General features: G+C 43.5%; 23 protein-coding genes and 3 pseudogenes. 11 read left to right on the top strand and 15 right to left on the bottom strand.

All coding sequences use genetic code 11. The features are described from left to right. Window positions 1-58: 58 nt before the first annotated feature. The 3 genes from JCM16159_RS13400 to JCM16159_RS01550 are packed head-to-tail and all read right to left on the bottom strand — an operon-like array spanning window position 59 to window position 1396. Window positions 59-310, bottom strand: a complete 252-nt coding sequence (locus tag JCM16159_RS13400; RefSeq protein WP_243665531.1) for a hypothetical protein — start codon at window positions 308-310, stop codon at window positions 59-61. Next, window positions 301-816 carry a carbamoyltransferase N-terminal domain-containing protein gene (locus JCM16159_RS13395; protein ID WP_243665530.1) on the bottom strand — a complete coding sequence of 172 codons (516 nt, stop codon included), beginning with the start codon at window positions 814-816 and terminating at the stop codon, window positions 301-303. The genes JCM16159_RS13400 and JCM16159_RS13395 overlap by 10 nt, the downstream gene beginning before the upstream one ends. A gap of 19 nt (window positions 817-835) precedes the next feature. Further along, complete coding sequence (locus JCM16159_RS01550) at window positions 836-1396, bottom strand: FkbM family methyltransferase (RefSeq protein ID WP_054856737.1); 561 nt, start codon at window positions 1394-1396, stop codon at window positions 836-838. Between the two features lie 495 nt (window positions 1397-1891). On the opposite strand from JCM16159_RS01550, the gene JCM16159_RS01545 reads away from it, so the two are divergent. The 6 genes from JCM16159_RS01545 to JCM16159_RS01520 all read left to right on the top strand — a co-directional run bounded on the left by JCM16159_RS01545 (window position 1892) and on the right by JCM16159_RS01520 (window position 5572). Beyond that, window positions 1892-3133, top strand: coding sequence for a glycosyltransferase (locus JCM16159_RS01545; protein ID WP_054856736.1), 1242 nt, complete (start codon window positions 1892-1894; stop codon window positions 3131-3133). A gap of 41 nt (window positions 3134-3174) precedes the next feature. Beyond that, window positions 3175-3570, top strand: coding sequence for a glycosyltransferase family 2 protein (locus JCM16159_RS01540; protein WP_054856735.1), 396 nt, complete (start codon window positions 3175-3177; stop codon window positions 3568-3570). A gap of 142 nt (window positions 3571-3712) precedes the next feature. After that, a complete protein-coding gene (locus JCM16159_RS01535; RefSeq protein WP_054856734.1) occupies window positions 3713-4255 on the top strand; it encodes a glycosyltransferase family 2 protein in 543 nt (180 codons plus the stop codon). Window positions 4256-4297: 42 nt separating this feature from the next. Further along, the gene (locus tag JCM16159_RS01530) at window positions 4298-4558 is read left to right on the top strand and encodes a hypothetical protein (protein WP_054856733.1); all 261 of its coding nucleotides are present in this window, start codon (window positions 4298-4300) and stop codon (window positions 4556-4558) included. Between the two features lie 34 nt (window positions 4559-4592). Further along, a complete protein-coding gene (locus tag JCM16159_RS01525; RefSeq protein ID WP_054856732.1) occupies window positions 4593-5243 on the top strand; it encodes a hypothetical protein in 651 nt (216 codons plus the stop codon). After that, window positions 5201-5572 (top strand): glycosyltransferase, encoded by a 372-nt coding sequence (locus JCM16159_RS01520; protein WP_367834224.1) that lies wholly within the window; start codon window positions 5201-5203, stop codon window positions 5570-5572. The genes JCM16159_RS01525 and JCM16159_RS01520 overlap by 43 nt, the downstream gene beginning before the upstream one ends. Window positions 5573-6543: 971 nt before the next feature. Here the strand turns inward: JCM16159_RS01520 and JCM16159_RS13390 are convergent. The 3 genes and pseudogenes from JCM16159_RS13390 to JCM16159_RS01495 form a co-directional block, all read right to left on the bottom strand. Continuing rightward, window positions 6544-6963, bottom strand: coding sequence for an FkbM family methyltransferase (locus JCM16159_RS13390; RefSeq protein WP_367834198.1), 420 nt, complete (start codon window positions 6961-6963; stop codon window positions 6544-6546). A gap of 2278 nt (window positions 6964-9241) precedes the next feature. Further along, the gene (locus tag JCM16159_RS13385; RefSeq protein ID WP_243665528.1) at window positions 9242-10045 is read right to left on the bottom strand and encodes a DUF2079 domain-containing protein; all 804 of its coding nucleotides are present in this window, start codon (window positions 10043-10045) and stop codon (window positions 9242-9244) included. Between the two features lie 47 nt (window positions 10046-10092). Further along, window positions 10093-10362, bottom strand: a pseudogene (locus JCM16159_RS01495) (glycosyl transferase family 1); the annotation flags it as partial. On the opposite strand from JCM16159_RS01495, the gene JCM16159_RS13380 reads away from it, so the two are divergent. Continuing rightward, window positions 10283-10492, top strand: a complete 210-nt coding sequence (locus tag JCM16159_RS13380; protein ID WP_243665527.1) for a hypothetical protein — start codon at window positions 10283-10285, stop codon at window positions 10490-10492. The pseudogene JCM16159_RS01495 and the gene JCM16159_RS13380 overlap by 80 nt on opposite strands. On the opposite strand, the gene JCM16159_RS01490 is transcribed toward JCM16159_RS13380, so the two are convergent. The 5 genes and pseudogenes from JCM16159_RS01490 to JCM16159_RS01470 form a co-directional block, all read right to left on the bottom strand. Further along, window positions 10480-11166: a glycosyltransferase gene (locus JCM16159_RS01490; RefSeq protein ID WP_054856727.1), complete on the bottom strand. Its 687-nt coding sequence runs from the start codon at window positions 11164-11166 to the stop codon at window positions 10480-10482. The two genes, JCM16159_RS13380 and JCM16159_RS01490, sit on opposite strands and share 13 nt — an antisense overlap. A 101-nt stretch (window positions 11167-11267) precedes the next feature. Then, window positions 11268-11811: pseudogene (locus JCM16159_RS01485) on the bottom strand (PaREP1 family protein). Window positions 11812-11904: 93 nt separating this feature from the next. Then, the gene (locus JCM16159_RS01480; protein WP_367834197.1) at window positions 11905-12762 is read right to left on the bottom strand and encodes an ATP-binding protein; all 858 of its coding nucleotides are present in this window, start codon (window positions 12760-12762) and stop codon (window positions 11905-11907) included. Window positions 12763-13307: 545 nt separating this feature from the next. After that, window positions 13308-13856 carry a PaREP1 family protein gene (locus tag JCM16159_RS01475; protein WP_054856726.1) on the bottom strand — a complete coding sequence of 183 codons (549 nt, stop codon included), beginning with the start codon at window positions 13854-13856 and terminating at the stop codon, window positions 13308-13310. A gap of 213 nt (window positions 13857-14069) precedes the next feature. Continuing rightward, complete coding sequence (locus JCM16159_RS01470; RefSeq protein WP_054856725.1) at window positions 14070-14717, bottom strand: hypothetical protein; 648 nt, start codon at window positions 14715-14717, stop codon at window positions 14070-14072. 118 nt (window positions 14718-14835) lie between these two features. Here JCM16159_RS01470 and JCM16159_RS01465 point away from each other — a divergent pair, with 118 nt between their 5' ends. After that, window positions 14836-15654 carry a dTDP-glucose 4,6-dehydratase gene (locus JCM16159_RS01465; protein ID WP_243665526.1) on the top strand — a complete coding sequence of 273 codons (819 nt, stop codon included), beginning with the start codon at window positions 14836-14838 and terminating at the stop codon, window positions 15652-15654. 154 nt (window positions 15655-15808) lie between these two features. On the opposite strand, the gene JCM16159_RS01460 is transcribed toward JCM16159_RS01465, so the two are convergent. After that, window positions 15809-16873, bottom strand: a complete 1065-nt coding sequence (locus JCM16159_RS01460; protein ID WP_243665525.1) for a glucose-1-phosphate thymidylyltransferase — start codon at window positions 16871-16873, stop codon at window positions 15809-15811. Between the two features lie 159 nt (window positions 16874-17032). Here JCM16159_RS01460 and JCM16159_RS01450 point away from each other — a divergent pair, with 159 nt between their 5' ends. Beyond that, the gene (locus JCM16159_RS01450; protein ID WP_243665524.1) at window positions 17033-18439 is read left to right on the top strand and encodes an oligosaccharide flippase family protein; all 1407 of its coding nucleotides are present in this window, start codon (window positions 17033-17035) and stop codon (window positions 18437-18439) included. Here JCM16159_RS01450 and thyX read toward each other — a convergent pair. The 3 genes and pseudogenes from thyX to JCM16159_RS01435 form a co-directional block, all read right to left on the bottom strand. Further along, entirely contained in the window at window positions 18423-19211 is a 789-nt protein-coding gene (gene thyX / locus JCM16159_RS01445) for an FAD-dependent thymidylate synthase (protein WP_054856723.1), read from the bottom strand. The genes JCM16159_RS01450 and thyX overlap by 17 nt on opposite strands. 99 nt (window positions 19212-19310) lie before the next feature. Continuing rightward, window positions 19311-21315: pseudogene (gene acs, locus JCM16159_RS01440) on the bottom strand (acetate--CoA ligase). Window positions 21316-21433: 118 nt separating this feature from the next. Beyond that, window positions 21434-22012: a hypothetical protein gene (locus JCM16159_RS01435; protein ID WP_054856722.1), complete on the bottom strand. Its 579-nt coding sequence runs from the start codon at window positions 22010-22012 to the stop codon at window positions 21434-21436. A 142-nt stretch (window positions 22013-22154) separates the two neighbouring features. Here JCM16159_RS01435 and JCM16159_RS01430 point away from each other — a divergent pair, with 142 nt between their 5' ends. Continuing rightward, window positions 22155-22394, top strand: coding sequence for a sulfurtransferase TusA family protein (locus tag JCM16159_RS01430; RefSeq protein WP_054856721.1), 240 nt, complete (start codon window positions 22155-22157; stop codon window positions 22392-22394). Between the two features lie 40 nt (window positions 22395-22434). Further along, the gene (locus JCM16159_RS01425; protein WP_243665523.1) at window positions 22435-24159 is read left to right on the top strand and encodes a M1 family metallopeptidase; all 1725 of its coding nucleotides are present in this window, start codon (window positions 22435-22437) and stop codon (window positions 24157-24159) included. Window positions 24160-24237: the final 78 nt, after the last annotated feature.

Raw genomic sequence — 24237 nt, 5'->3', positions numbered from 1 at the left:
CCGCCATAATTATTCATCTTAAACCTATCCCTTAATATGTATGGGTAGTCCTTGTTATCTAGGTCAAAAACGTCGAGAAACCTGCCATAAACATCCTTATCCAGCGAACCATACGGCGCCAGCCCATAACCTTACCAGGACCCTCGAGGAATGATGACCTAAAGTTCAGATTTTGTGAAACATAATCCCATAATGCACCTAGCGAACCATAATAAGCTGGTATTGCCAATAATTTCTCAAACTCACCATTCTTGACTCTCCAAATAACCGTTGAATCAATCTCACCATATGCATCCACTGTCAGTACCACGCATTGCCGAAGCCACTGAAGTAGTAGGCTGAGGCTGCGTGGGCTAGGTGATGCTCAACTGGGATTACCTTAATGTTAATCGGCGCGTCAAAACCAGCCTTCCTAATCGAGTACCTAATTAGGTAGTAAGCGTACTTGAGGTAATTATCTAGATTAACCCTGGACCTTAGGTAGTCAATGGCTAGGCCAAGTTCACCACCATCATAATAACCATACTTAACACCATTAATTATAACATGCCTAAGCCAATAAGCCCTATCAACACGCCTATAAAGCCTCGGCTCGTAATTAACGGCATAGGCATCAACATCACTGGGTGAAAGGCCGTACTTACTCTTTAGGAATTTGAGGGCTTGAACAAGCGCATTAATCGGCGGTTCATCAATCGAGTGCTTATGCCTAGTCCATCTCTCCTCCTCACTGGCAAAGACCAACTCACCATCAACAACCACAGCAACAGAATGATCATGCTCCACAGGCCAATTAAAACCAATGACGACAGTCATTAATGCATGCAGTGGTTAATTACTTTAAAGCTTTTCGGAAATGAATTATTGAGTACGTACCTGAAGACACCACATTCATGTCGAAACCACACCTACTTAATTTATCTTTTATCGGTGATGGCGCGCCATGAACCTCCATAACATACTCATCAGCATGACTAATAATATCACATGGCAATGTGAGTATTGAGTACTCACAACCCTCACAATTAAACTTAACAACGAAGTTACCCACCTCATCATAAACCCTCCCAAACTCCCTAGCTATATTAAGAACCTTAACCCTGTAAAGCCCTGGCTTAGAACATTCATAACCCTCAATCCAAAGACCATGACCAGGCTTATTAACATCAAGGCAAAACTCACCATCCTCAAACCACAACCCAGCATTCACAGCCCTAACAACATTACTAACACCATTCAACTCAACATTCCTAACTAAGTACTCGTAAAATAGCGTTACCGGCTCATACGCATAAACAAGCCTTGCACCTTTACCAATGAAGTACGGCGCCGTCTCACCAAGAAGCGCGCCAACATCAAGCACAACCCTATCCTTAACATTTAACGCTGAATACATCTTATTAAATTCTCAAACCCACTTAATATTGAGGAATTATAGGGGACATAGAGGGTTCCATATGGGGTCTTTAGTAAGATGTCATTATTTACCGGGGTAAGTCCGTAACCCAAGCGTTTAACATTAATTAATGCGTGAAAATCAAGGTCATTGGTTATTCTCAAACCATTATAGTAATAGGGTATTTTCAAACCCTCCTAATGACTTCATGAATGACAATCCTCAAGCCCAGTGCTCGTGTTACTTCAAAATATCTACGAATATCACTCATTGCCAACCTAACTAAAGTATCTCTTTATTAATGTATCCCTCTTGGTTTATTAACGCGTGCATTATTCCTAGCCCCAGCAGTTTTAGGAGCTTCCTAATTCCATCATGGAATATTATCCTTAAGCCCCATAGCAATTGACGTGCATAAAAGTAGAAATCCAACAGGCCTTTTCTTCATTGAGAAGTAATGCATTTAATACTTTTATCTTTAAACGTTGAGTTGATATGGTGGATATTATTAATATCATTAGAAAGCTTGGGGGACCAATTATAGCTAGGTCTTCAAGGCTTAAAGGATTGATTGGTTATTCTCGGTATAGTATTGCCTATTCCCAGGAGAGTATGAGGGCTCCACTTATTGAGATCTTCGATGCTTTGGATTCCGTCGATTTTAATAAAATTCGTGAGTTAAACCTTAGGTGGTTAAGTAATGCTCCTCGTAAGATAGATAGTGCTAACATACTAGCGCCGTTTTTCCCAAAAGATGCGAGTGCTGGTCCTAGGCAGGTAATTGCATTGGCTAAATTCTTATCCTCAAAGAGTATTGAGATTCACTTCACGCTATTCGACAATATTAAAAGTGAGCAGGTTAGTATCTTCACGAATGCTCTTAAGTTTTACGATTTAGGTGACAGTAAGGTTCATGTTATCAATAGGCTTAACGATGTCGAATCGTTGCCTCACACGACCCTTGGCATAGCGACCTACTGGACTACTGCATACCCACTGCTCTTTATGAATAATGTTGATGCAAAGATGTACTTCATACAGGATGAGGAGGGTTTCTTTTACCCAGCCGGTATGGATAGGTACTTTGCGGAGTTAACTTATTCTTTTGGTTACATAGGCCTTACCAATGACCCAGTCATTAAGGATTGGTATAGTAAGATCATGCCGTGCTTCCAAGTACCATACACATTCCTGAGAGTTAAAGCAAGGAAGGACCCAAGCAATCTGGGTGAGGTCAGGAAGGTGTTCACTTACTATAGGTATGCACCTAGGAATGCGCCTGAGCTTGTTTATGGAGTTGTTAAGGAGTTGAGGAGGTTATACCCATCAATAATCACGTACTTCGTTGGTGGTTATGCACCTGGTAATTATGGCGTTAGCCTTGGTTGGGTTAATACTGAAAGGTTATTGAGGATTTATGAGGAGTCTGACTTGTGCCTATACTTCATGTTTAACCTACACTCGGGAATAATACCATGGGAGTGCATGGATGCGGGTTCAGTAGTTATTACCAATAGGAAGTTGAATAAACACCCGTACTTAATCCACGGCTATAACTCATTAATTGTAAATCCAACAGTGAACTCTGTGTTAAGGGCTATTGAGACCGTGATTAGGGATAGGGAGCTTAGAAGAAGCTTGGTAATTAACGGCTACAAGACTGTTGATAATTACCTTAATGAGACACAGATTATGTGGGAGAGATTCTATAAAGACCTAACAACATACACGTTATAAATGAACATACACCTTAAAAGGCAACCCACAATTAGCATAACGTGGTTAGGGTTTCTGTTGTTTGGCTTAATTACAATAGTATGAATTTCATCGACATTGCCTTGAGAAGTCTCGAGTCTTTCCTTAACCTTGACTTTAACGATTACGAGTTGATTGTTGTTGATAATGCCTCCACGGACGGTAGTTTTGAGCGTATTAGGAAATTCATTGAGGGGCATAAACCGAGTAGTGTTAGGGTGAGGATAATCCGCAATGATAGGAATTTGGGCTATGCTGGTGGTATGAACATTGGTTGGGAGACCAGGGACCCGGATTCGAAGTACGTGGCCTTCGCAAACAACGACCTAATACCCACACCAGAATCCCTAGCAAAAATGATAGAGCACATGGAAGGAGACGAAAAAAATAGCAGCCACAAGTGGACTAACGTATATTGATTACAGGAGTAAGATAATTAATTCCGTAGGTGGTTATGGTAATGAGATTTGGAGATTTGGACTTATATGCAATAAATTAAGGTTTGATGAGTGCTATGGAATTGATAAGCCTCATTACGTTACTTATGCCGATGGTTCATACATGGTTGTTAGAGTCGATGCTGTTAAGAATTCATGTCCCTGGGGTCAGCCGTTTATTAGTGAGACTTTTCTTTATTTGGATGATAATTTACTGGGTTTAATTCTTTGGAATAGAGGATATAGGATAATGTATGTTCCCTTTGAGACAGGAATTCATTATGGTGGAAAAACTACAGGCATAACAGAATCAAAAATAACGATGGGATTTTACTATATGACACGGAATTATCCTATATTATCTAAAATTATATTTACAAAGTATTACAAATTACGAAATTTAATACTTAATGAATTAATTTATTCAAGCTATGCCTTATGTAAAGCAATAGATGGAAAATTCTGTTTTTACATTTATGGCTTTAAGCATGGAGAGAAATTAGTTAAGATTATTATGCCAAAAATAGGGACTAAGCTTTCCTTATACAGGGCTCCATATATTAAAGTTAATTTGAACGAACTTACTTCATATATTTTAATGTATGGGTATTTAGGCTTTCATAAGGTAATACCGAGTATGCTTTCATACGATTCAATTATCGAGTAATATTTAAATCCCTTGTATTTAATATAGGGCTTAAGTTATTTTATGAATATACTCGCTATTGTTGACGGTCTACCTGGTGGTGCGCGTAAGCATGCAGTTGAAATATTAAGAATATTAAGTAAATATGGACATGATATTTTAATACTTGAGGAACCATTTCATTTTACGCTTAGTTCATTAAATGAAGTTAGGGGTTATGGGTTATGGGTTCATGATATTAATTATCGCCTTCAGGAAGTATGCCCTAATTATATTGATGATGCATTAAAGATAATAGTAGAGCTTTTCAAGTTTTTTAATTAATAATAAAATTTCTTGTAAATTTATTTTCGATAAAATGATTAATGATTTAAAGTATAATAATATTAAGTTTGATATAATATTAGATATTCATGAAAGCGGCACGTCTCTCGTATATGCTCTATACCTCGCTAGGAAGCTAAGCGTTCCCATCATAAAGGTCCTTCATAATGAACCGTTTAGAACTCTTAAATGGTTTGGGAGGGGTTATAGACATGTTGATGGTGTTTATGGTTTGCTTGAGGATTCATACGTATTCCTGGAACATAGGCTTACTAAAGCTATTTATGAAGTAGCTATGAAGAGCGGATTACTTCGAGGCATAGCGTCCGTTTCGCAGGTACCTATTTATTACTCGGGTATTGATAAATTAGCCGGCAAGTATGGGGTTAAGCTAAGGGTTTATCGCTATGGTAATGCCTTTGATAAGGACCTAATTTATAATTATCGCAACATTCATAATAAAAGGAATTACGCAGTATTCTTTGGAAGGTTAACCCCAGCTAAGGGCATGTGGGATTTAATCAAGGTAGCCAAATACCTAGATAATATTGACGTTTTAGTTTTCGGTCCAATATCTGATAGGATAAAGGATAAATTTCTACATAGCTTGCCTAATAATGTTAAGTATATGGGTTATAGACCATTAATGAGTTATATAGCTATGTTGCAAATGCAAAGGCTCTAATATATCCTTCTCATGTTGATTCATTTCCATTGGTTATTTTAGAGACACTGGCGTTAGGCACTTCTGTAGTTGCTTATGATATACCGGCAATAAGGCTAATATATGGTAAATTAAGACCTGTACATATCGTTCATGAATATGACACAAGAAGTATGGCTCAGGAGGTAAGGAGACTAATTAATATGGATTTGAATGAGTACGTCACAGAACATGAGGATGAAAACACCATGAAATTCCTTGAGGAGCATAGTTCCTGGAACAACGTTGCCCAGGAAACCCTGGACTTCATTCATGAGGTTTTAGGTGAAAGGTCTCAAGAACATCCTTGAAGTTCTTAGCACATTTTTTTATACCTGTACCTATAAAGTATGAGGTACTGAAAGACTTTATGCCCAGGTAGATTCCACGTATATGTCTCGGTTAATGACTCAACGGTGTTCGGATTATTTAGACATAAATAATTAATAATACCATCACTCTCGTAGATTTCTCGGGAAATATCAATCAATATTTTTTTGATATCTGTTAGGAATATTCATAAATACTTTAAATAAGTTCATGAAATAAAGGAACCACATATCGGCATCTCTTAATTGGAATAAGCTTCTTGCCTTATAATACGTAAGTATTAAGATGGCATTAAGTATATTGATAATATTAGTATTCATATAATAGATCCCTCTTCGAAATGATCTAATTAATAAGTTATTAAGTAAATATGGATACCTTGAAAATAACTCTATCACCATATACCTACCATAACCAGGCATTAATGCATCAAGTTTGCCCGCCATGTGTAATATGTATTCGTCACCCGGAAGCCTAGACCTTTGACCCAATACCTCTGGACTTTCATGAATCATACCTCTAAATAATACTTTATTACGTTTAAATAATCGTAACTGCTTCGTCACAATTTTAAGCACTACTTCATATCTATTAATTACGTATCCATCGTACTCATTGTGATACCGTAAATTTTCAATAAGTTTTATATTGGGTATCTCATCGGTATCAAGGAGTAATACATAATCAGTATTTACCTTACTTAATCCATACATCCTAAGTGGCTCTACATGCCTAGCGGTATAGCTCTAAATATTACTGCCCTCTTTAAATTACGCCTTGTAAATTTATCCATTAGTCTCTTATGCTCAGGTGGATCTGATGAATCTATAATTACGATCTCATCTACGGCATTATTAAGCAACGTAGTTAAGCGAAGTACGCCATTTACATCATTCCTATTAAATATTAACAATCCATAGGTTAGCACAGTTCTATGAAATATTAATAATATTTAACCTAATCTCTGATTACTAAAGAGCACGTTAATGATGGTTCCATAGTTTACGCAATCAATTGCTTTAAACCCTAGCTTATTTAGCTCATTAATTATCCATAATGTGCCTGACCTCAACTCAATCATTAAGTACCTGGTTATCCGCAATGTCTCTTTCATGCCATGTATTGCCTCGGCTTCGGCACCCTCAATATCGATCTTAAGTAAGTCTATGTGGTCAATTCTTAATTCCTTTACTATATTATCGAGAGTGTCTGCTTCAACGACAATATCACCACTAGGGTTTATTGCTGATCCTCCTTCGTTGAACTTAACTTGTTTCATTAAAACCATGCCTTTTTCTTTCCATATTGCCTTCTTCACTATTATTACATTTTTACAATCATTAAGTTCTACATTCTTACGGAGTAGGAACACGGCGTTTTCTAGGGCTCAATTGCAATTACTTGATTTGCCTTTTTACACGCCCTAACGGTATAACTACCTATATATGCTCCAACATCGATAATAATCGGGTTCTTTATTTCGTTAAGTATTGAAAATAACCAGTTATGTAGTTCGTATTCCTCAGCTAATACATCATATTAAGTCGCCGCTGCATGGTCTAATTAAAAATTTTAAGTTATTATAAATTTTATCACGATATTTTACTAATATTAAATTATTTTTGCATGAGAAATTACGTGGAATACCTAACCTATATAGTATATAATTAAATCCATTTATTATGGGTATTTTCGTAAATAATTGAATGTTGTCCATTAATGTTGTTCCGCGGATATTGAATATATACTTAATGATGTGTTTTATGAGCCTTTTGGGCTTTTTGCAATTAATATTCATTGTTGGCGTTACCGTTTTTCCTTTTTAAAGATTATTGGTATTGCTGATATTAGTAATAGGTATGTTGGTGTTAATCCTGCTGTCGGTATTAAATACCATGGTGTTGATTGTTCCGTAATGTGTTGTGTAGTTATTTTTAATTTTATGATTAATTGAACGTTAGGTTCCACCACTGGCGTATTTATTGTTAATGATAGTGATGCTATGTTCTTTGTTTCCATATTCATTATTATTTCCTGACTTCCATTTATTCCGATTTCATTACCTAATATATCGATTGTTATATTTATTGGCAGTATTAATTGGGAGTTGCTTCGTGCATTTGTTGTTATTATTGTTCCTAGGGTGCATGGTAGTTGCTTTATTACTTGTCCTGTTGTTGCGTTTATGAGCAGTGCCTTTGGTGCGTTTGGTATTTGCTCACATACTGTTTGTCCCTCTATCGGGAATGTGAGTATTACGTAGTATATTCCTGGCTTTAGGGTTATGCCTGGGTTTGCTGTTATTGGTGTTGCCCAGGAGTGTGGTGAGCACCACCATGGTGTTGTGAAGGTGTATGTGTATATTGTGTTTTCTTGGTTGGGTATTGGTGATGATGTTATTGCTAATTCTGCTGTGGCTAAGCCGCCTATGTATGATGTGAATACTGTTATTGTGTTTATTTTTGTGGTTTCATTTATGGTTATTGGTTGTGCGATGTAGGTATTTCCTGGTACTCCTATTTCTCCTGGTCCTATTCCGCAGGTTATTCCCTGGGGTTGTTGTAGTTGTGTTTTTAGTAGTGTTGTGTTTAGTAATACTATTGCCTGTTGTGGTTTTGCCTCGGTTTTTATTTGTATTGTTATGTTTGTTGGTGGTATTTGGGCTATTGGGTATTGCCACGTACCTGGCAATACCGGGTTTATTACATAGGTGTTCTCGTAGTAGAACCCGTTGATCACCTTTATTGGCCCCGTATAGTTTGCCTTCAGTATCCATGCGCCATCATCAAAGGCGTACGGCTCATAATTACTGCCTCCCGTGCTGTATGGGTAGCCCGTCTGTACTAGTGGTGAGTATACCACGTACTGAGTATCGCTGTTGGGTCCGAAGAATGGTACTCCGTGGTTTCCCCATCCGTATCTTGTTATTGAGTACCAGGGGACTGCCGTGGCTGGTACGGCTACCGATGCGTTCCATGGTATGTAGTTGGCTAGTCGTATCATGGCTAGGTCGTATTGGTTGGCCACTGGTGTGTTCCAGTTTGGTATTGTGTTTCCGTAGTATAGCCCGGAGAGCGGTGTTAGTGGTCCCATGAGTAGTCCGGCTATTGTGTTTATTATCAGTAGCGCCGTTAATGCCTTTTTCCTTGTTTCGGTCCCTAGTTTTCTTAGTGCCCATATTGTTGCTGGTAGTGCGACTGCGCTGATTAGGATTGTGTAGTATACGTTGGGTATGTAGTATGGTGTGAAGTTTGTTAGTAATGCCGCTAGCCAGGGCATTAATAGTATTGTTTGTGGTTCAAGGAAGCTCATGAATGCCAAGGGGCCGAATACCTCCACTACGTATTGGGTCTTTATGTCGTATTGAGAAATGGCTTGTTGAATTATACTGTTTAATACACTAATTGTGTCTATACCATTGCGTGATGGGTCGATTGACAGCGTTCTAGTTGCTTTGAGGCTAAGCAATTTATTTGTTATGCTTGTTAGTAATGAGCTTAGTGCTGCTCCGTATAGGCTTGAGAATATGTTGTGTGTCCAGCCGCTGAAGTACATTACTAGGTAGTAGTCGGTTATTAACCATGCTATTGAGTATATGAGTGTTGGTATGGCTAGTTTCCTGAATTCCCTCGTTAGTGCTTGGTATATGCTTAGTCCGATGCCGAATAGTGTACGTACTCTATCGATGCCATGGCTAGGGTTAGTGATGCCCAGTAGGCCCTCCTGTCGTTTAGGTACATTGTTATTAGTGCCATTGCTATGAGTGAGCCTGCCAGGGTGACTACCTCGAATGGTGCGTAGGCGGTTGTTATCCATGGGTATAGTATGTAGAGTAGGGCTGTGGCTAGTGCGTGTTTTGGGTTGTTGAGTATTTTCATGCCTAGTTTGTATATTAGTGGCATTGGTAGCATTAGTATTACTACCTGTATTGTCATTAGTGTGTATATTGATGGGTATGCCTCATAGATTGGGTATATTAGGAGTAGTATTGGTGATGCGTGCACGCTGAAGAATGGTCCCGCGAAGCTCACTAGGAACTGCCTATAATATGTTAGTGAGGCGAAGGATTGTAGGTAGGTTGCCGTGTCTAGGCTTGCCCCTAGGCTTAGTCCGTAGTATGGTGGTACTGTGGCTAGGTAGGTTAGTTCGTAGGTTATTGCCAGGAATATTAGTAGGGTTGTTGCGTAGTACTTGTCGTTTATTGCCTGTCGTACTTGGTTTGCTATTGTTGGTGTTAGGAGTAGAAGGAGCCCCGCCGTGAATATTATTGCCGATGTATGTATTACTTCGTAATTATATAGTTGTGGTGTTATGTTTAGGTAGCCGAGTGTGAATATTACGTAGAATTGAATTAATAATGGTAAAGAGATTAATCTGATGATTGACCTCCTTTTCTCGACTTCATTAATAATGATGTACTTATTGATTAATCGCATTTTGCACGGTATTTTCAATATTAAATGTCATTATTTAAGTATTATTCACAGCATCCACGCTAAGTTTATTCCGTAGTCTTACCGCGTATCGCCATTGACAATGCCTTCATGAGTTTTCTTTTGAAGTTTTCTGGGCTATATCTCTCCCTGCTCTTGAATATCTTTTCTCTATCGAGCGTATTCTCAGCCTTACTTATTAGTTGTGGTATTTCCTCGGTGTTTGTGTATCCAAGTCCGTACTTCCCCTCCTCCACTATGTCTGTCCAGGGCCCTCCCGTCCTTGGTACTATTGGTATTGTTGCTGTGGCTATTGCGTCTAGTACGGCTATTCCGAAGTGTTCGTTGGGCTTTAGGTGTAGGTATGTCGATGCGTGTTTGTATAGTTCCTCCTTCGTTTTTTTCGTCTATGTCTGGCATCACGTCTATGTTGCCCACACTCCTCAGTGCCTTGATCACTTCCCTTGATTCCCTTGAGTCTGCCCTGCCTGCACTATGATCCTCCTCCTTATTTTTGGCGCTATTTTCATTAATTCTCTATAGCCCTTGCTCCACTCGAGTCTTCCTAGGGTTAGTACGTAGTCCTCCTTCTGCGGTATCTTGTCTGTGCTTATTGTGTAGTGTGGGCTTAGTATGTGCTCGAGGCTTGGTTCTATGCCCATTTTTGGTAGTAGTTTCTTGGCTAGGTTCATCGTGTACCTGGAGTTGTATATCATGAATGATTCGTCGTATATCCTGTAGATCCTGGAGAGTACCCAGAAGAGTGGTTGGTTCTTTATGTTCCCGTTCTCATCGATTATGAAGTCCACGAAGGATAGTCCGTGGAGCACTATTGGCCCCTTGCTATAGGGTATGTAGTTTGGGTGGTTGTTTATGACTAGGTCGCAGTCGCTGACGTACTTGCTTAGTAAGCCCCTGAGCCTCCTATGGTTCATGTAGTTAATGAGTAGTGAGACTGGGTCGTAGGATGCCTTGAAACCCACGTCTACGTGCCTCACTGGGTATTTAGGGTCAACCCTAACCTCGCCGGCAATCACGAAATCCACGGAGTGCCCAAGCTCCGTTAATGCCCTGGCCATTTGTAGGGCGTAGACCTGCCCGCCGCCGAGCCTTGTGAATTCCTCGAGTATGCATATCCTCATTTTGGTTTTCCCTAGGCCACGTTGAGTTAATAAGCATTGACTTGCTGAGATGACATGATTGAGTTGGGTAATGAGACTAAAACCATCACTGGTGGTTTTTCTCACCCTGCTTTAGCACCAAGTTCCTCCCTTAATGCCTTAAATTCACCTTCAAGCTCCTCACTCCACTTAATCCTCTGCTTTATCGTCTCTACATATTTAATTATACCACTTATTAATTTGATTACGTCGTAGGCAGCCTCCTCTCTACTCCCGTACTTCGATAACACCATATCGGATCCGGACCATTGTATTGGTAATCATGCAGGTTAAGCGCTTGTCAGTCCATAGTGATGCATCACCGTACCCAACCTCCTCAAGCAATTGCGACAGTGCCTTCATCCTACTCGTTGGAACCCTCGGTACAGCCCTTTCCATTAGCCACCGTCTCTCCTCCTCGGTCCCACTAACCTTAACCAACCTATTAACCTCAAGCCTCAGTAAGGCAGCCAATAAGGCCCTCCAAGCCTGAAAGGCCTTACCAGCCGCATTCCTGACCAATCCCTCGTTTAGAAACCGCAAAGCCAGATCAGCCTCAACCAAAGCCTCCAGTAACCTGGCATTGATATAATACTCCACGGTGGGCTTAGGTAATGGTCTTTCAATGGCTCAGTATTCACAGATTGCTTGCTGGTTTTCCCTATAAATGCTTATTGAGATTGCGTTGTTGAGGGTGAGCGTTGAATTTCTGTCATTAACCTAATTTCCAAGCGTTTCCAACGCCCTTTTCACGACCTCCCTATGGAGTGGTGTCTGCCAGGCCACGTACTTGCCAATGCCCAGCTCGGGATCCCTCTTTGGTGGTGGTTGGTCTATCCAAAACCATGGGTCTCTATCATGGAGGTTATAGAGTATTAGGTTCATACTAATTAGTTCATTAATTAACTCCCCGGGTGCTTCGGGGCTCCATAACACGTCTGGGTCCTCAACGGCTCCCCTGAGCCAGGTCCTCCATTTGTTAATGAACTGCGGCGTTATGCCCTTCTCCCTAATGAGTTCCCTTACTACGGCATCGACGCTCCAACCAGCCCTGTACAGTCTAAGGAGCATCCTCGGGTTCCCGCCTGTCTCCTGCCAAGCATCGTTAAATGGCGGTTTCCCGCCGGGTATCTGTTCGTAGAGTTTCTCGAATCCCCCCTTAGCCATGTTCCAGGTTGGTTTAAATTCAGCCCAATTATGGCGTCCTATTTCGCGTAGGCTTAATCCCTCACTTGTTGCCACGACTGCTACCACCCTCTCATACTCGACCGGCGGGTGTTCTAGAATGCCTAGGAGACCCTTAACGTATATTGCCGCCTTGTCAATGCCTATGGCTTGGAAGATGTCGTCGACGATTACTGCCAGTCTACGGGTGCCAGCCTCAAGGGCCTCCCTGGCAATGTCAATAACAGCCCAAATGACCTTACCCCAGGCGAGTTGGCCCATGGCCTCGCGTATTAAGGCTAGAACCTTCTCACGTAGGTCATCAACGCCCAGCTCTACCCTGGCAGTACTCTCGATGGGATTAACGTAAATTACGTTAAAACCATAATCCCTGAGCAGCTCAACCGACTGCAATAACCAGGCAGTCTTACCGCAGCCTCCGGGCCATAGACCACTTGTACGGGGTACGTGCCCTTCTCAGCCCAATCCCTAACCTGCTCAAGGCTCTCTCCCTATCAACGAACTCCACTTGCCGATCAGCAAAACTAAGCTTAACCCTCCTCACTATATTAATCCTCTAAGCCTGCCTTTTATCCCTTCCCAACTTAATTAAGGATTTCATGAAGCATGCAATGAGTCATAAATCCATCAAGTGCGTTGTATAGGGACTAGGACGCATTAATGCGCACTCATAAACATCACTTCCCAATAGGGAAGTAATGATGTTGAAAATCACTTAACAATGAGGCAACTACTAAGGCCTAACTACAGGTGTTTAGGCCTTAAACTGTGTTGCTCCCTACATGAGGGAATTTAAGGCATGTTGGTTAATTGTGGGTCGTTATTAGTATGGCTCTTGCAACGGCTTGAGTGCTTATTCCATATTCGTTAAGTCACTAAATCCATAAGCCTACTCAACGTGAGGCTTTATCAATGAATTCGTCACCGCAATCCCCCGCTCACTTAATGGCTTTCCTTAATTCGTTTAGTGCGTTCTCGAGTTCATCGTTCCACTTTACCCGCGGCTTTAGGTTCTCGATTCTGTTCGCCAACTCCTTTACGAGACCCATCACAGCCACCGCAGCCTCCTCCCTACTCCCGTACTTCGACAGTGCCATGTCCGGGTCTGGCCCGTTGTACTGGTAGTCATGCAAGTTCAACGCCCTATCCGTCCATGCGGATATTCCATAGTGACCAACCTCCTCAAGCATTTGTGATAGTCTAACCATCCTCGTTGTTAGTACCCTAGGCACTGCTCTCTCCATGAGCCACCTCCTTTCCTCATCAGCCCTCGTGGTCTGAATTAACTTATCTAACTCAAACCTTAGTAGAGCTGCTAAAAATGCTCTCCATGCTTGGAAGGCCTTACCGGCTGCATTCCTAACGAGGCCATCCTTGAGGAACTTAATGGCCAGTCCAGCCTCAATTAGGGATTCAAGTAGCCTGGCTGCTACGTAATCCTCTGTACTTGGCTTAGGTAAAGGCTTCTCAAGGGCTTCGGTATTCACAGTTTAAGGCAGTGATTAACCTCCTTAAATACTTACCTTGTGTTAATGCTTTGTATTCTTCAGTCCACGTCTAATTCCAGTACCTTAAGTTCCTTGATTGTATGTCGAGACTACTATGCAGGGATTTAGTGATGTCATGGTTGAATTATTGTGAGGACCTGAAGGTTAGTGGCGGCTTAGCACCAGGGCTGGTGCAGCATTATTTCTGTTGCCTTAGTTTTGGGTATACGAAGACCACCTTAGCAACCATTGCGTAATACCTAGTTTCCAGGCATACTCGATTAGGTCCCTCCTCTTTGTTTCAAAGCCCTCCTTCTCTATTAAATCTGCGATCTCATTCATCTGCTCGATATCCACCATCGTGTACTCATTCGGGTCCTTATCAAGTAACTGCCTAAGTCTCTCATAGACCTCCCACGTGTAGTACTTGGTCCTCGGCACCGGTAGTAGTGTCTTCACCATGTCCCTGAGAGTCGGTGCCTCCGTCCATGTGGATATACCCTTGGTCTCCAATGCCGTTATGAGAACCTCAGAGAACTGCGTGAACGCGTTTTCAAGCCTTTCAATCCTAGCTTCAATACTACCAATCCTACCCTCAACCCCATTGATTCTACTTTCAATCTCATTAATCCTATTCTCGATCTTATTGATCCTATTCTCAATTCCATTAATTCTACCTTCAACATTATTAAACCTCTCTTCAATACTATTGAATTTATCTTCAACCTGGCTGAACCTTAAATCAACATGGCTAAACCTAGACTCTACCTCCGCGAATTTCCTGCCGAGCCAGTAGGCTAGGGATGCCGTTGATGATGCGATACTCACCACCACGGCTATTATCGTAATAACATCAACCAAAGCCCACGCCTGATTAACAATGACGTGCTTAATATAAATACCTTATTATGCCTTGATGTTACCGAACTAATCCCTTAATTGGAAATCCTTAAAAACGTGCTACAGCATCGATGCGTAGATGAGGATTTTAGTTACTGGTGGTGCTGGTTTTATTGGAAGTAATTTCGTTTGGTATCTTCTTGGTTTAGGTCATGAGGTTATGGTGTATGATGCATTTACCTATGCGGGTCGCCCTGAGAACTTACCAAGTAGTGTTAAGGTTGTTCGGGGTGATATAGTTGATAAGGATAAACTGTTTAGCGTTGCTAGGGAGTTTCAGCCTGATATCATTGTTAATTTTGCTGCTGAGACTCATGTTGATAGAAGTATTAGAGATCCTGAACCATTCATTAGAACAAATATTTATGGTGTTTACACACTTTTGGAGGTTGTTAGGAGGATTGATACGAGGCTTATTCATGTATCTACCGATGAGGTTTATGGTGACCTAGAGGGTAGAGAACCTGCCAGTGAGGATACAGTACTTCGTCCAAGTAATCCGTACTCCGCTACTAAGGCATCCGGCGACATGCTATTAATGGCTTACTGGAGAACATACAATATAGATGCCTCCATTGTTAGGCCTTCGAACAATTATGGCCCACGCCAACACCCAGAAAAGTTAATACCTAAGACAATAATTAGGGCGGTTCATGGCTTACCAGTTATTGTGCATGGCAATGGATCTCAAAGGAGGGATTGGCTTTATGTAGAGGATACCTGCAGAGCAATATGGTTAGTCGCTGAGAAGGGTAGACCTGGTGAGATATATAATGTACCTGGCTTTAATGAAAGAAGTGTGCTAGAGGTTGTTGAGAAAATACTTGAATTATTGAATAAGCTAGAAGCCTTATTCACTTCACGAGTGATAGGCCGGGCCAGGATAGAAGGTACTTAATGAGGGGTGATAAGATACTATCACTTGGTTGGAAACCATTAATTAACTGGGAGGATGGGTTAAGAATGACTATTAAATGGTACTTGGAAAATGAGTGGTGGTGGAGACCCTTATAAATGATGAGTATTTCATTAAGGATACGCCCTGGCAATAATTAAACACTCTCTATACTATTTTCCTCACCAATTATAAGCCTCACCACGCCATTGGAAAGCCTAATTAAGGACTTAGGCCCAATAATACTGTCAATAAGCCTGGCCCTACCCAACTCGAGTGATGCATCGTTAAGTATTAATGACCTACTCAGGCTCCCGCCATTTATTGAGACGTTTGATTCGACATCAACGTAATGCTCAATTACCGTATCCTTACCAATCACCGAACCCCTCCCAATGTAGGCCGGTCCGTGAACCCTACCCTCGATTACTGCTCCTCGCTCTATAATGACCCTACCATTAACCTCGCCCCTGACCTCACCCTCAATCCTCTGCTTAGCCTCATCAAGCATTAGGTAGAGTAGGTCGAGTATGTCCTGGGGTGTTCCCATGTCCTTCCACCAACTATTGGTCACTGAGTACCCCACCCTCCTGCCGTTATCAATGAACCACTGAATTAGGTCTGTTATCTCATACTCACCCCTTGCCGACGGCTTAAGCGTGCTAAAGGCCCTCTCCACATCCCTGGAGTCCCTGAACATGTATATCCCGGTCATCACCAGGCTATTGGGTGGTGGTTCCCTAGGCTTCTCAATGAGCCTTACTATCTTGCCATCCTTAATCACGGCATTTCCAAACCTAGTTAGGTCTTTATGCTTTGTTAAAACCACATAGACGTCATAATCACCATCCCTAAACTCACGGATGAATCTGTTCAGTCCCTCGCCGAAGTAATTATCGCCTAGATGAACAATTAATTCACCATTTGCGCCCTCCTCAATTGCCCTATGTATTGCATGGGCAATACCAAGTCTCTCCCTCTGCTCGGCGTATTTAATGCTCACGCCCATACCCGACCCATCACCGAGAGCCTGCCTAAACAGGAAGCCTAGGTGCCCGACAACCACGTAAATATTACTAATGCCGTTACTCATTAATCCCTCTATTATCCTTGTGACCAGGGGCTTACCCATTATTGGTATTAATGGCTTTGGTAACGTATACGTTAACGGCCTAAGCCTGGTGCCTTCACCGGCAACGAGAATAACGCCGTTTATAGGCATTAATTACCTCCTTATGGGATTAATTTTAAAGTATTTTATGGCGTCATTATTAACGTCCATAATATTTAAAATGCCGGGTATGGCTGATTCGTGAATGGTTAAGGAGAGTACCGTTACCGCCATTGTGCTTAATTACCTACCACCGCGGCCAACTACGCATTGGCGATAGCCTACATAGTTGTTTTAACGAGGTACATACCACTGGCGCAGTACGGTTATTACAATGCATTATTCGCAATAATAAATTCAATAGGTGCCTTGATACCGATACCGGGTATATCAGGCGCAATCGCGAGGGAGGGCGCCATTAAGTATGCCAGGGGCGGTGATGCCAAGCCCTACTTCTCAGCCATGATCCTAATGTCATTGATTATGGCCATCGTCTATGGCCTAGTGATTGCCCTGGCCACCCCATTATATGTGAGTAATGGCATACCAAGGTGGTTGTTTGGTACCGCGTATATCTATATAGCCACGGTCTTCATACAATCAATAGCTGGCGCCCTTGGACTTTATCTATGGTTAGTGGGTAGGGTTGCGTCCCAGGGCATGGGCTCTACAATCAACATGCTCGTAATGAGGGTGTTCCAGGTGTTGTTAATAATCGTCATGCGTAATGTCTATGCGCTGGCTATATCCGTACTCCTGGGCTCATTGGCTCAGTTGCTTTATTATGTGGGCATCGTTAAGGGCTTGGTAGATCCACTACTTGGTATTGACGTGATAAGGCGTGGTGTGAGGGGATTCCTGGAGTTTGGGTTTCAGTCATGGATACTTGGTTACATGGGTACGCTGAGCTTCAACTTAATTATGTACTTGGTCTACATTTACCTTGGCCCTGGATTTACGGGTATTTACGGATTGGCAGCCGCAATTGCCAACGCCGTGACTGCCCTAGGCCCTGCCGTGTCCACGGTGATGAATAGCAGGTTGTCCCAGGGACTTGGCGTTGGCATTGACGTGGGTAGGGCATTCCGTGAGTATGCAATACCGTCCTTCATAGCTGCGTCACTGCTTGCTCAATTAATAGTCCTCGCGTTACCTGCCCTGCCGATGATGGGCATTATTAGTGGTGAGTACGTTAAGTCAATACCCTACGCCTCCGTATTACTTGGTTATACCCCATTAGCCGTAATAGCCGGTATTTACGCGTCATATTACTGGGTAATTGGTAGAGGTTGGTATGCATTACTGGCGAATGTCGTCGGCCTTGGCCTTGGGGTGCTTGCTTACGTGCTTCTTCACTTCCTTGGGATTTACATGGCCATAGTCAGTAATTACCTAATTTACATGTTGACGCTCATAGCCTTTTGGTTTAGTGAACGGTGGAGTGTCAGAAGCATTAATGTGTTGGTTATTGGTTTGTCCCTGATCCTAACCATCGTCTCCTCCTGTGCTGTGCCAATTCCAGATCCGCCAATTACCTGGCCATTGGCTCAATTAATTAGCATGGCCATACTGCTGATGGCCCTCTACCTAGTTAAGCCATTACCTAAGGCCTTAATTAATCAGGTTCCAGGGTTCGCGAGACCATTAATTACGCCTTTTATTAAGACTGAGAGATAAGACTGGCAATCCCCTTCGGTATTTCTATTCCCCATTTGTTGAATGCATCCTTAATGCTAACTACCCTGCAGTCACTCGTCCCGTAAGCACCGCCTAGCTTGTCAATGCCCCTGCAGTAGTCTGGGTGTAGCCTCGGTAGGTTATCCCAAACCCACTTGGCTATTATTGGGAATTTATCAATCAACGAGTCGAACATCAACCAAGCAATAAGCCTAATCTCATGAAAAGCCCCAAGCCCCGTCCTAAGCGGTACGAAGTTTAGGAAGAACTCCCTGGCATTCATCTGAACCCAGACCCTACTGGCCATTGCGTTTGGGAGTAGGTACCTGGCATCCTCGGGCGCCAATCCCTCCCTAGCCTTTATGTAGGCCTGCGACATACCGTCTAAATAACCAGTCCACTCACTGGCTAGGCTTGGTGGTAGTACATAGCGTAGTTGCCCCTTGGTGTAGTCGACGTACCTCTGGCTCTCCTGCCAATAACTAGCCACCCTATGCCTAACAAGCTCATGCGTGAACGCCCTACTACCCTCAACAAGCCAACTCGCACCCATGAACTCAAGGACGCTGTGGTGCCCATCCCTAAGGAAGCCCGTTATCCTCCTGGCCACGAGCTCGGGTCTCTCCCTAACCCTCCTCAACGCATCCTCAATGGAGTAGGCCCTATAAACAATGTCAGTCATTGCCGCAACCAACTCCTCACTACCCCAGATAAGCACAAGCTCAACCCTTGGTTTAATTATGTTAACCACATTTATCCTTACCTCTTGCACGCTTATAAATCAACACTTAATTAAAACTGAGTAGGATGTAAATTAAGAGGTATTACTGCTGTTAATACGGCCAGCAAATAACCTGCCTATTATCGACCATTATTTACTAAGTTTCTCAAGCTCTGCCTTAAACTCCTCGTAAGCCTTCTTAACCTCCTCAACGCTAGCCTCATCCTCAAGCGTCGTTACATCACCCAGCGGTTGGCCTGTAACGACGGCCTTAACCAACCTCCTCATTATCTTGCCACTCCTAGTCTTCGGTAGTTTGGTCACGAAGAATACATTCGATAACGCGGCTATTGGCCCCACGAGCTCCCTAACCGTATTATTCAACTCGGCTTTCAACTGCTCAGAGGGTTGGTAACCCTGCTTAAGGACTACATAGGCCACGGGAACCTCACCCTTCACTGGATCTGGAATACCTACAACAGATGCTTCAGCCACTGCTGGGTGCTGTATTAATGCTGACTCGAGCTCATACGTGCCGAGCCTATGACCCGCAACTTTGATCACCTCATCAGCCCTACCGAGTATCCAGAAGTAACCATCCTCATCCTTAACGGCGTAATCGCAGCATAGAACATTCCGGAAAACTTACTCCAGTAGGTCTTGACGTACCTGTCCGGGTCCTTCCAGATTGTCAGTAGCATCCCTGGCCAAGGCCTCTTAATTACGAGATAACCTCTCTGCCCCGGTTGTACTGGGTTGCCATTATCATCAACAACATCCGCATCAACACCGGGCAGCGGTGGCCCATTAGTACCCGGCTTAAGTGGTACCAGGGCGAGGCCTGGTGCATGGGATATTAATATGCCCCCCGTCTCAGTCATCCACCAGGTGGAGCCGAAGGGCACCTTCTCCCTGCCAGCTAATTTCCAGAGCCACCTCCAGGCCTCTGGGTTTATTGGCTCACCAACTGAGTGGATGAGCCTTATCGTACTAAGGTCGTGCTTCTTAACCCAGTCGTCGCCAAACCTCATGAGCGTCCTTATGCCTGTGGGGCTCGTATACAGTATGGTCGCTCCATACCTCTCCGCAATCGCCCACCAACGATCTGGGTTTGGGTAGTCGGGCGCGCCTTCATACATTATCGTTGTCATACCCTCGAGGAGCGGCCCAAATACTATGTAGCTATGCCCGGTTACCCAGCCGATGTCCGCGGTGCAGAAGTGGATGTCGTCCTCCCTGGCGTCGAATACCCACTTCATGGTTGCGTGGAGTAGTACCATGTAGCCGCCTGTGTCGTGAACAATGCCCTTGGGCTTACCCGTTGTACCGGACGTGTATAGGATATATAGCGGGTGCTCACTCTCCACAGGCTCTGGCTCAACGTATGTGTTTACTGGTACGTCACTCATCAACTCATGCCACCAGTAGTCCCTGCCCTTAACCATGTTAACGTCACTTAGCCCAACCCTCCTGTAGACGATTACGTTCTTAACCGTGGGTGACTGCTCAAGGGCCTTGTCAACGATTTCCTTAAGCCTAATCACCCTACCACGCCTATAACCACCGTCAGCCGTTATCACCAGCTTAGCCTCGGCATCATTAAGCCTGTCAGCCAATGCCTGAGCCGTGAATCCGCTGAAGACTACTGTGAATATTACGCCGAGCCTTGCAGCCGCGAGTATCGCTATTGGGAGCTCGGGAATCATTGGTAAGTAAATACCTATGGTATCGCCCTTCTTAAGGCCGAACTTGTTCTTAAGTACGTAGCGAGCCTATTGACCTCACGCCATAGGTCATAATACGTGAGCTTACGAACCTCAAGTGGATTACCGTTTTGGTCAACCGGCTCACCCTCCCAAATAATGGCCACCTTATTCTTCCTACCGCCCTTAACATGCCTATCCAGTGCCAGGTACGACGCGTTCAACCTACCACCAACAAACCACTTATAAAACGGTGGTTGCGGATCAGCGGCAAGTACCTTATCCCAGGGCTTGAACCACTCGAGTTCCCTGGCAATATTTGACCAGAAGGCCTCAATGTCCTTAAGACTCTCCTGGTGAATTCTTTTATATTCCTCGGGATCGACTGCCCTCTCCTTCCCAATCTCGGGGATTATTTTCTCTTTAAAGGGTAGAGCCCATGTAACTGACATACAAGGTAATACTATGTTATAGAGTTTTATAAGCTTTATCAACAATGTATTATTTTATAATAATATAAAACGACAATATTCAGATATATAATTAATACTAACCAAGTCCTACTAAACATTATTGAATGGACTTCCTACTACTCAGTATGTGCTCCACCTGCCTCTCTATGTAATTCACCGTAAACCTCACGCTGTTGAACTTCTCATCAATCTCCTTAATCCTGGGCTTAATCTCCTCGTTATAGATCCTCCAGGCCCTGGGCTGAAGCATACGCACTAACTGCGCTGTCTTGTACATGGCAACGATTTCGGTAGGCCTCAATTCCCAGGGAAGTCTCAACTCCTCGAGTCTCCTAACCCTAACGTACTTAGCCCTACCCATTTCAATAGCGTGCACGTGATGGGCAAATAGGTGGAGGAGTGTGTTCATGTCGATTCTGTAATTAATGAGTATTATTGACTCCTCTGGGAAGTACTTACCAGTAATTACTTGGCATTGTTGATCCTTATCCACGTACTCAATGCACTCATTCGTGGGGTTTACCGTGGCTATCACCTTGGGCTTCTCGATATTAATGCTTTCCGAAAGGTTCTCGAGAATCCCCTCGGCACTGCTCTCAATGTCCTCGAGGGGTTTTAGGATTGAATTCTCAATCTCCATAATCACCTGGTTGATGAAGTCCCTACCTGCGGACATGAACCTATTATTATTAATTCCGAGACTTATAAATCCTCCCTAGGCCTTTACCTAAAATAGATTAATGCCATGTAATAGGGACCTATGCAAAAAAATGCACAGTGCATTATGCCTAAAGTATACCAATACTCATTGACTGCTTGTGAGGGTTGGCGAATTGACAGTTGACCTAAGGGGTATTGGTTGCCCATACGGCAGTACACTTGCCATACAGAACTTCCGCGATGCGCCGGTGGGAACCGTGATAACGTTCATACTCGATGATGAGGAGTGCTACCTAACATTGAAGAGGTTATTCCCACTGCTCGGGCAGAGGATCGTCAGGTCTGAGGAGCAGAATAGGGTGTATAGGCTCTCGGTCCTCAAGGTGAGGTTTTTCTAGATTGGGTAATGCATATTAACTTCGTTTAACGCCATACCACGTGTCCTTTGATAGGGCTGGTTACCTGATTGGTAGGAACTTCGTATACCCTGATTATAGGATTCAATTCCCCAGACACTACGGTTATGCCCTGAGACACCTAAGGGCTCAAGTAAGGATTAAGGCTAACGAGAAGGCAATAGAGGGGCTGGCGGAATATAATGTCGATGTACCACTAGGCAGGGGCTATATTGAGCTTGACGCCGCAGAGATGAGGATAGTGTCGGTTAAGGTTGATGGGCAAGACGCCAGGTTTGAGTATGATGGCAGGACGCTGAGGGTATACCTTAACCCAGGTAGCCACATGGTGCAGGTGAGTTACGAAACAAAGCCCAGGAAGGGCCTCTACTTCGTACTGCCAGACGAGCATTACAGGGATAGGGTGCCCATGGTTTGGACGCAAGGTGAGAGTGAGGATAATCATTACTGGATACCAATACCCGACTACCCAAATATTAAATTCACAAGCGAGTTATTGATAATAGTTCCGAAGACCTGGACTGCGGTTTCAAACGGTGTTTTAGTGGAGACTAGGGACCTGGGTAATGAGGTGTTGTGGCACTGGCGGTTGGACAAGCCTCACTCGGCATACCTCGTGGCCCTTGCGGCTGGCGAGTTTGAGGTTGTTAGGGAGGATTGTGATGGGGTAATCATTGAGCACTACGTGCCTAGGGGTTACGGTGATAGGGCTAGGTTTAGCTTCTATAGGACATGTGACATGATAAAGTTTTACAGTGAGTACACGGGCGTTAAGTACCCATGGCCCAATTATAAGCATGTTGCCGTTAGTGAATTCATTTATGGCGGTATGGAGAACACCACGGTAACGATAGTCACAGACACCACGCTACACGATGAGCATGCCCATTGCCCAGGGTCCAGGTTCCCATGCCCAGGCATGGAGGACTTCACATCAGATGGCTTGGTCGCCCATGAACTTGCTCACCAATGGTTTGGTGATTACGTGACGACGAAGGACTGGGCTAATATATGGCTTAACGAGGCCTTTGCCACGTATTTTGAAGCGCTCTATATGGAGCATGCCAAGGGACGCGATGAGTTCCTATACGAGCTCTACCAGAACCTCAGGAATTACCTCAATGAGTATGGCAATAGGTACGCAAGGCCAATAGTCACGAGGTTATATAGAGACCCTGAGGAGGTATTTGATAGGCATACGTATGAGAAGGGCAGCCTAGTACTGCACACCCTCCGTAACCTACTCGGTGATGAAGTCTTCAGGAGAGGCATAAATCTATACCTAACCAGGCATGCCCACGGTAATGCCGATACGGAGGACCTCAGGAAGACCCTTGAGGAGGTCTCTGGGCAACCGCTTGATTGGTTCTTCACCCAGTTCGTATACTCATCAGGCCACCCCGTTATTAAGTATTCCTGGAGTTATGACCCAGGTAATAAACTTGTTAAACTAAGTATTAGCCAGGCCCAAGGAGATGACTCATACCCAATCTATAGATTACCTCTAGAATTCGAGATTAAGTACCCAAGTGGTAAGGTCGACATATTTAAGTTTGAATTGAGTGAGAGGGAGGCCACGATATACGTACCAGCCAGCGAGAGGCCACAGTACATATGCATTGATCCTCAATTCAAGGTAGGCGTTAAGTCCGTGAGTGCCGATAAGGGTATTGAGGAGGCCATTGCAGAATTAAGTAGTGAAAACATGCCCTGTATGAGCACTAGATGCATTGGCCAGGGATGGTAGTGCCAGGGCTGTTGAGGGGTTGAGTAGGGCATTGATGAGCGACTCATTCTGGGGTGTCAGGCTGAGCGCCATGGCGAG

It is taken from the genome of Vulcanisaeta sp. JCM 16159, from assembly GCF_001316265.1.
Taxonomy (GTDB): domain Archaea; phylum Thermoproteota; class Thermoprotei; order Thermoproteales; family Thermocladiaceae; genus Vulcanisaeta.
Note: the sequence above shows the minus strand (reverse complement) of the source record. Positions and strands in the feature narration are given on the sequence as shown.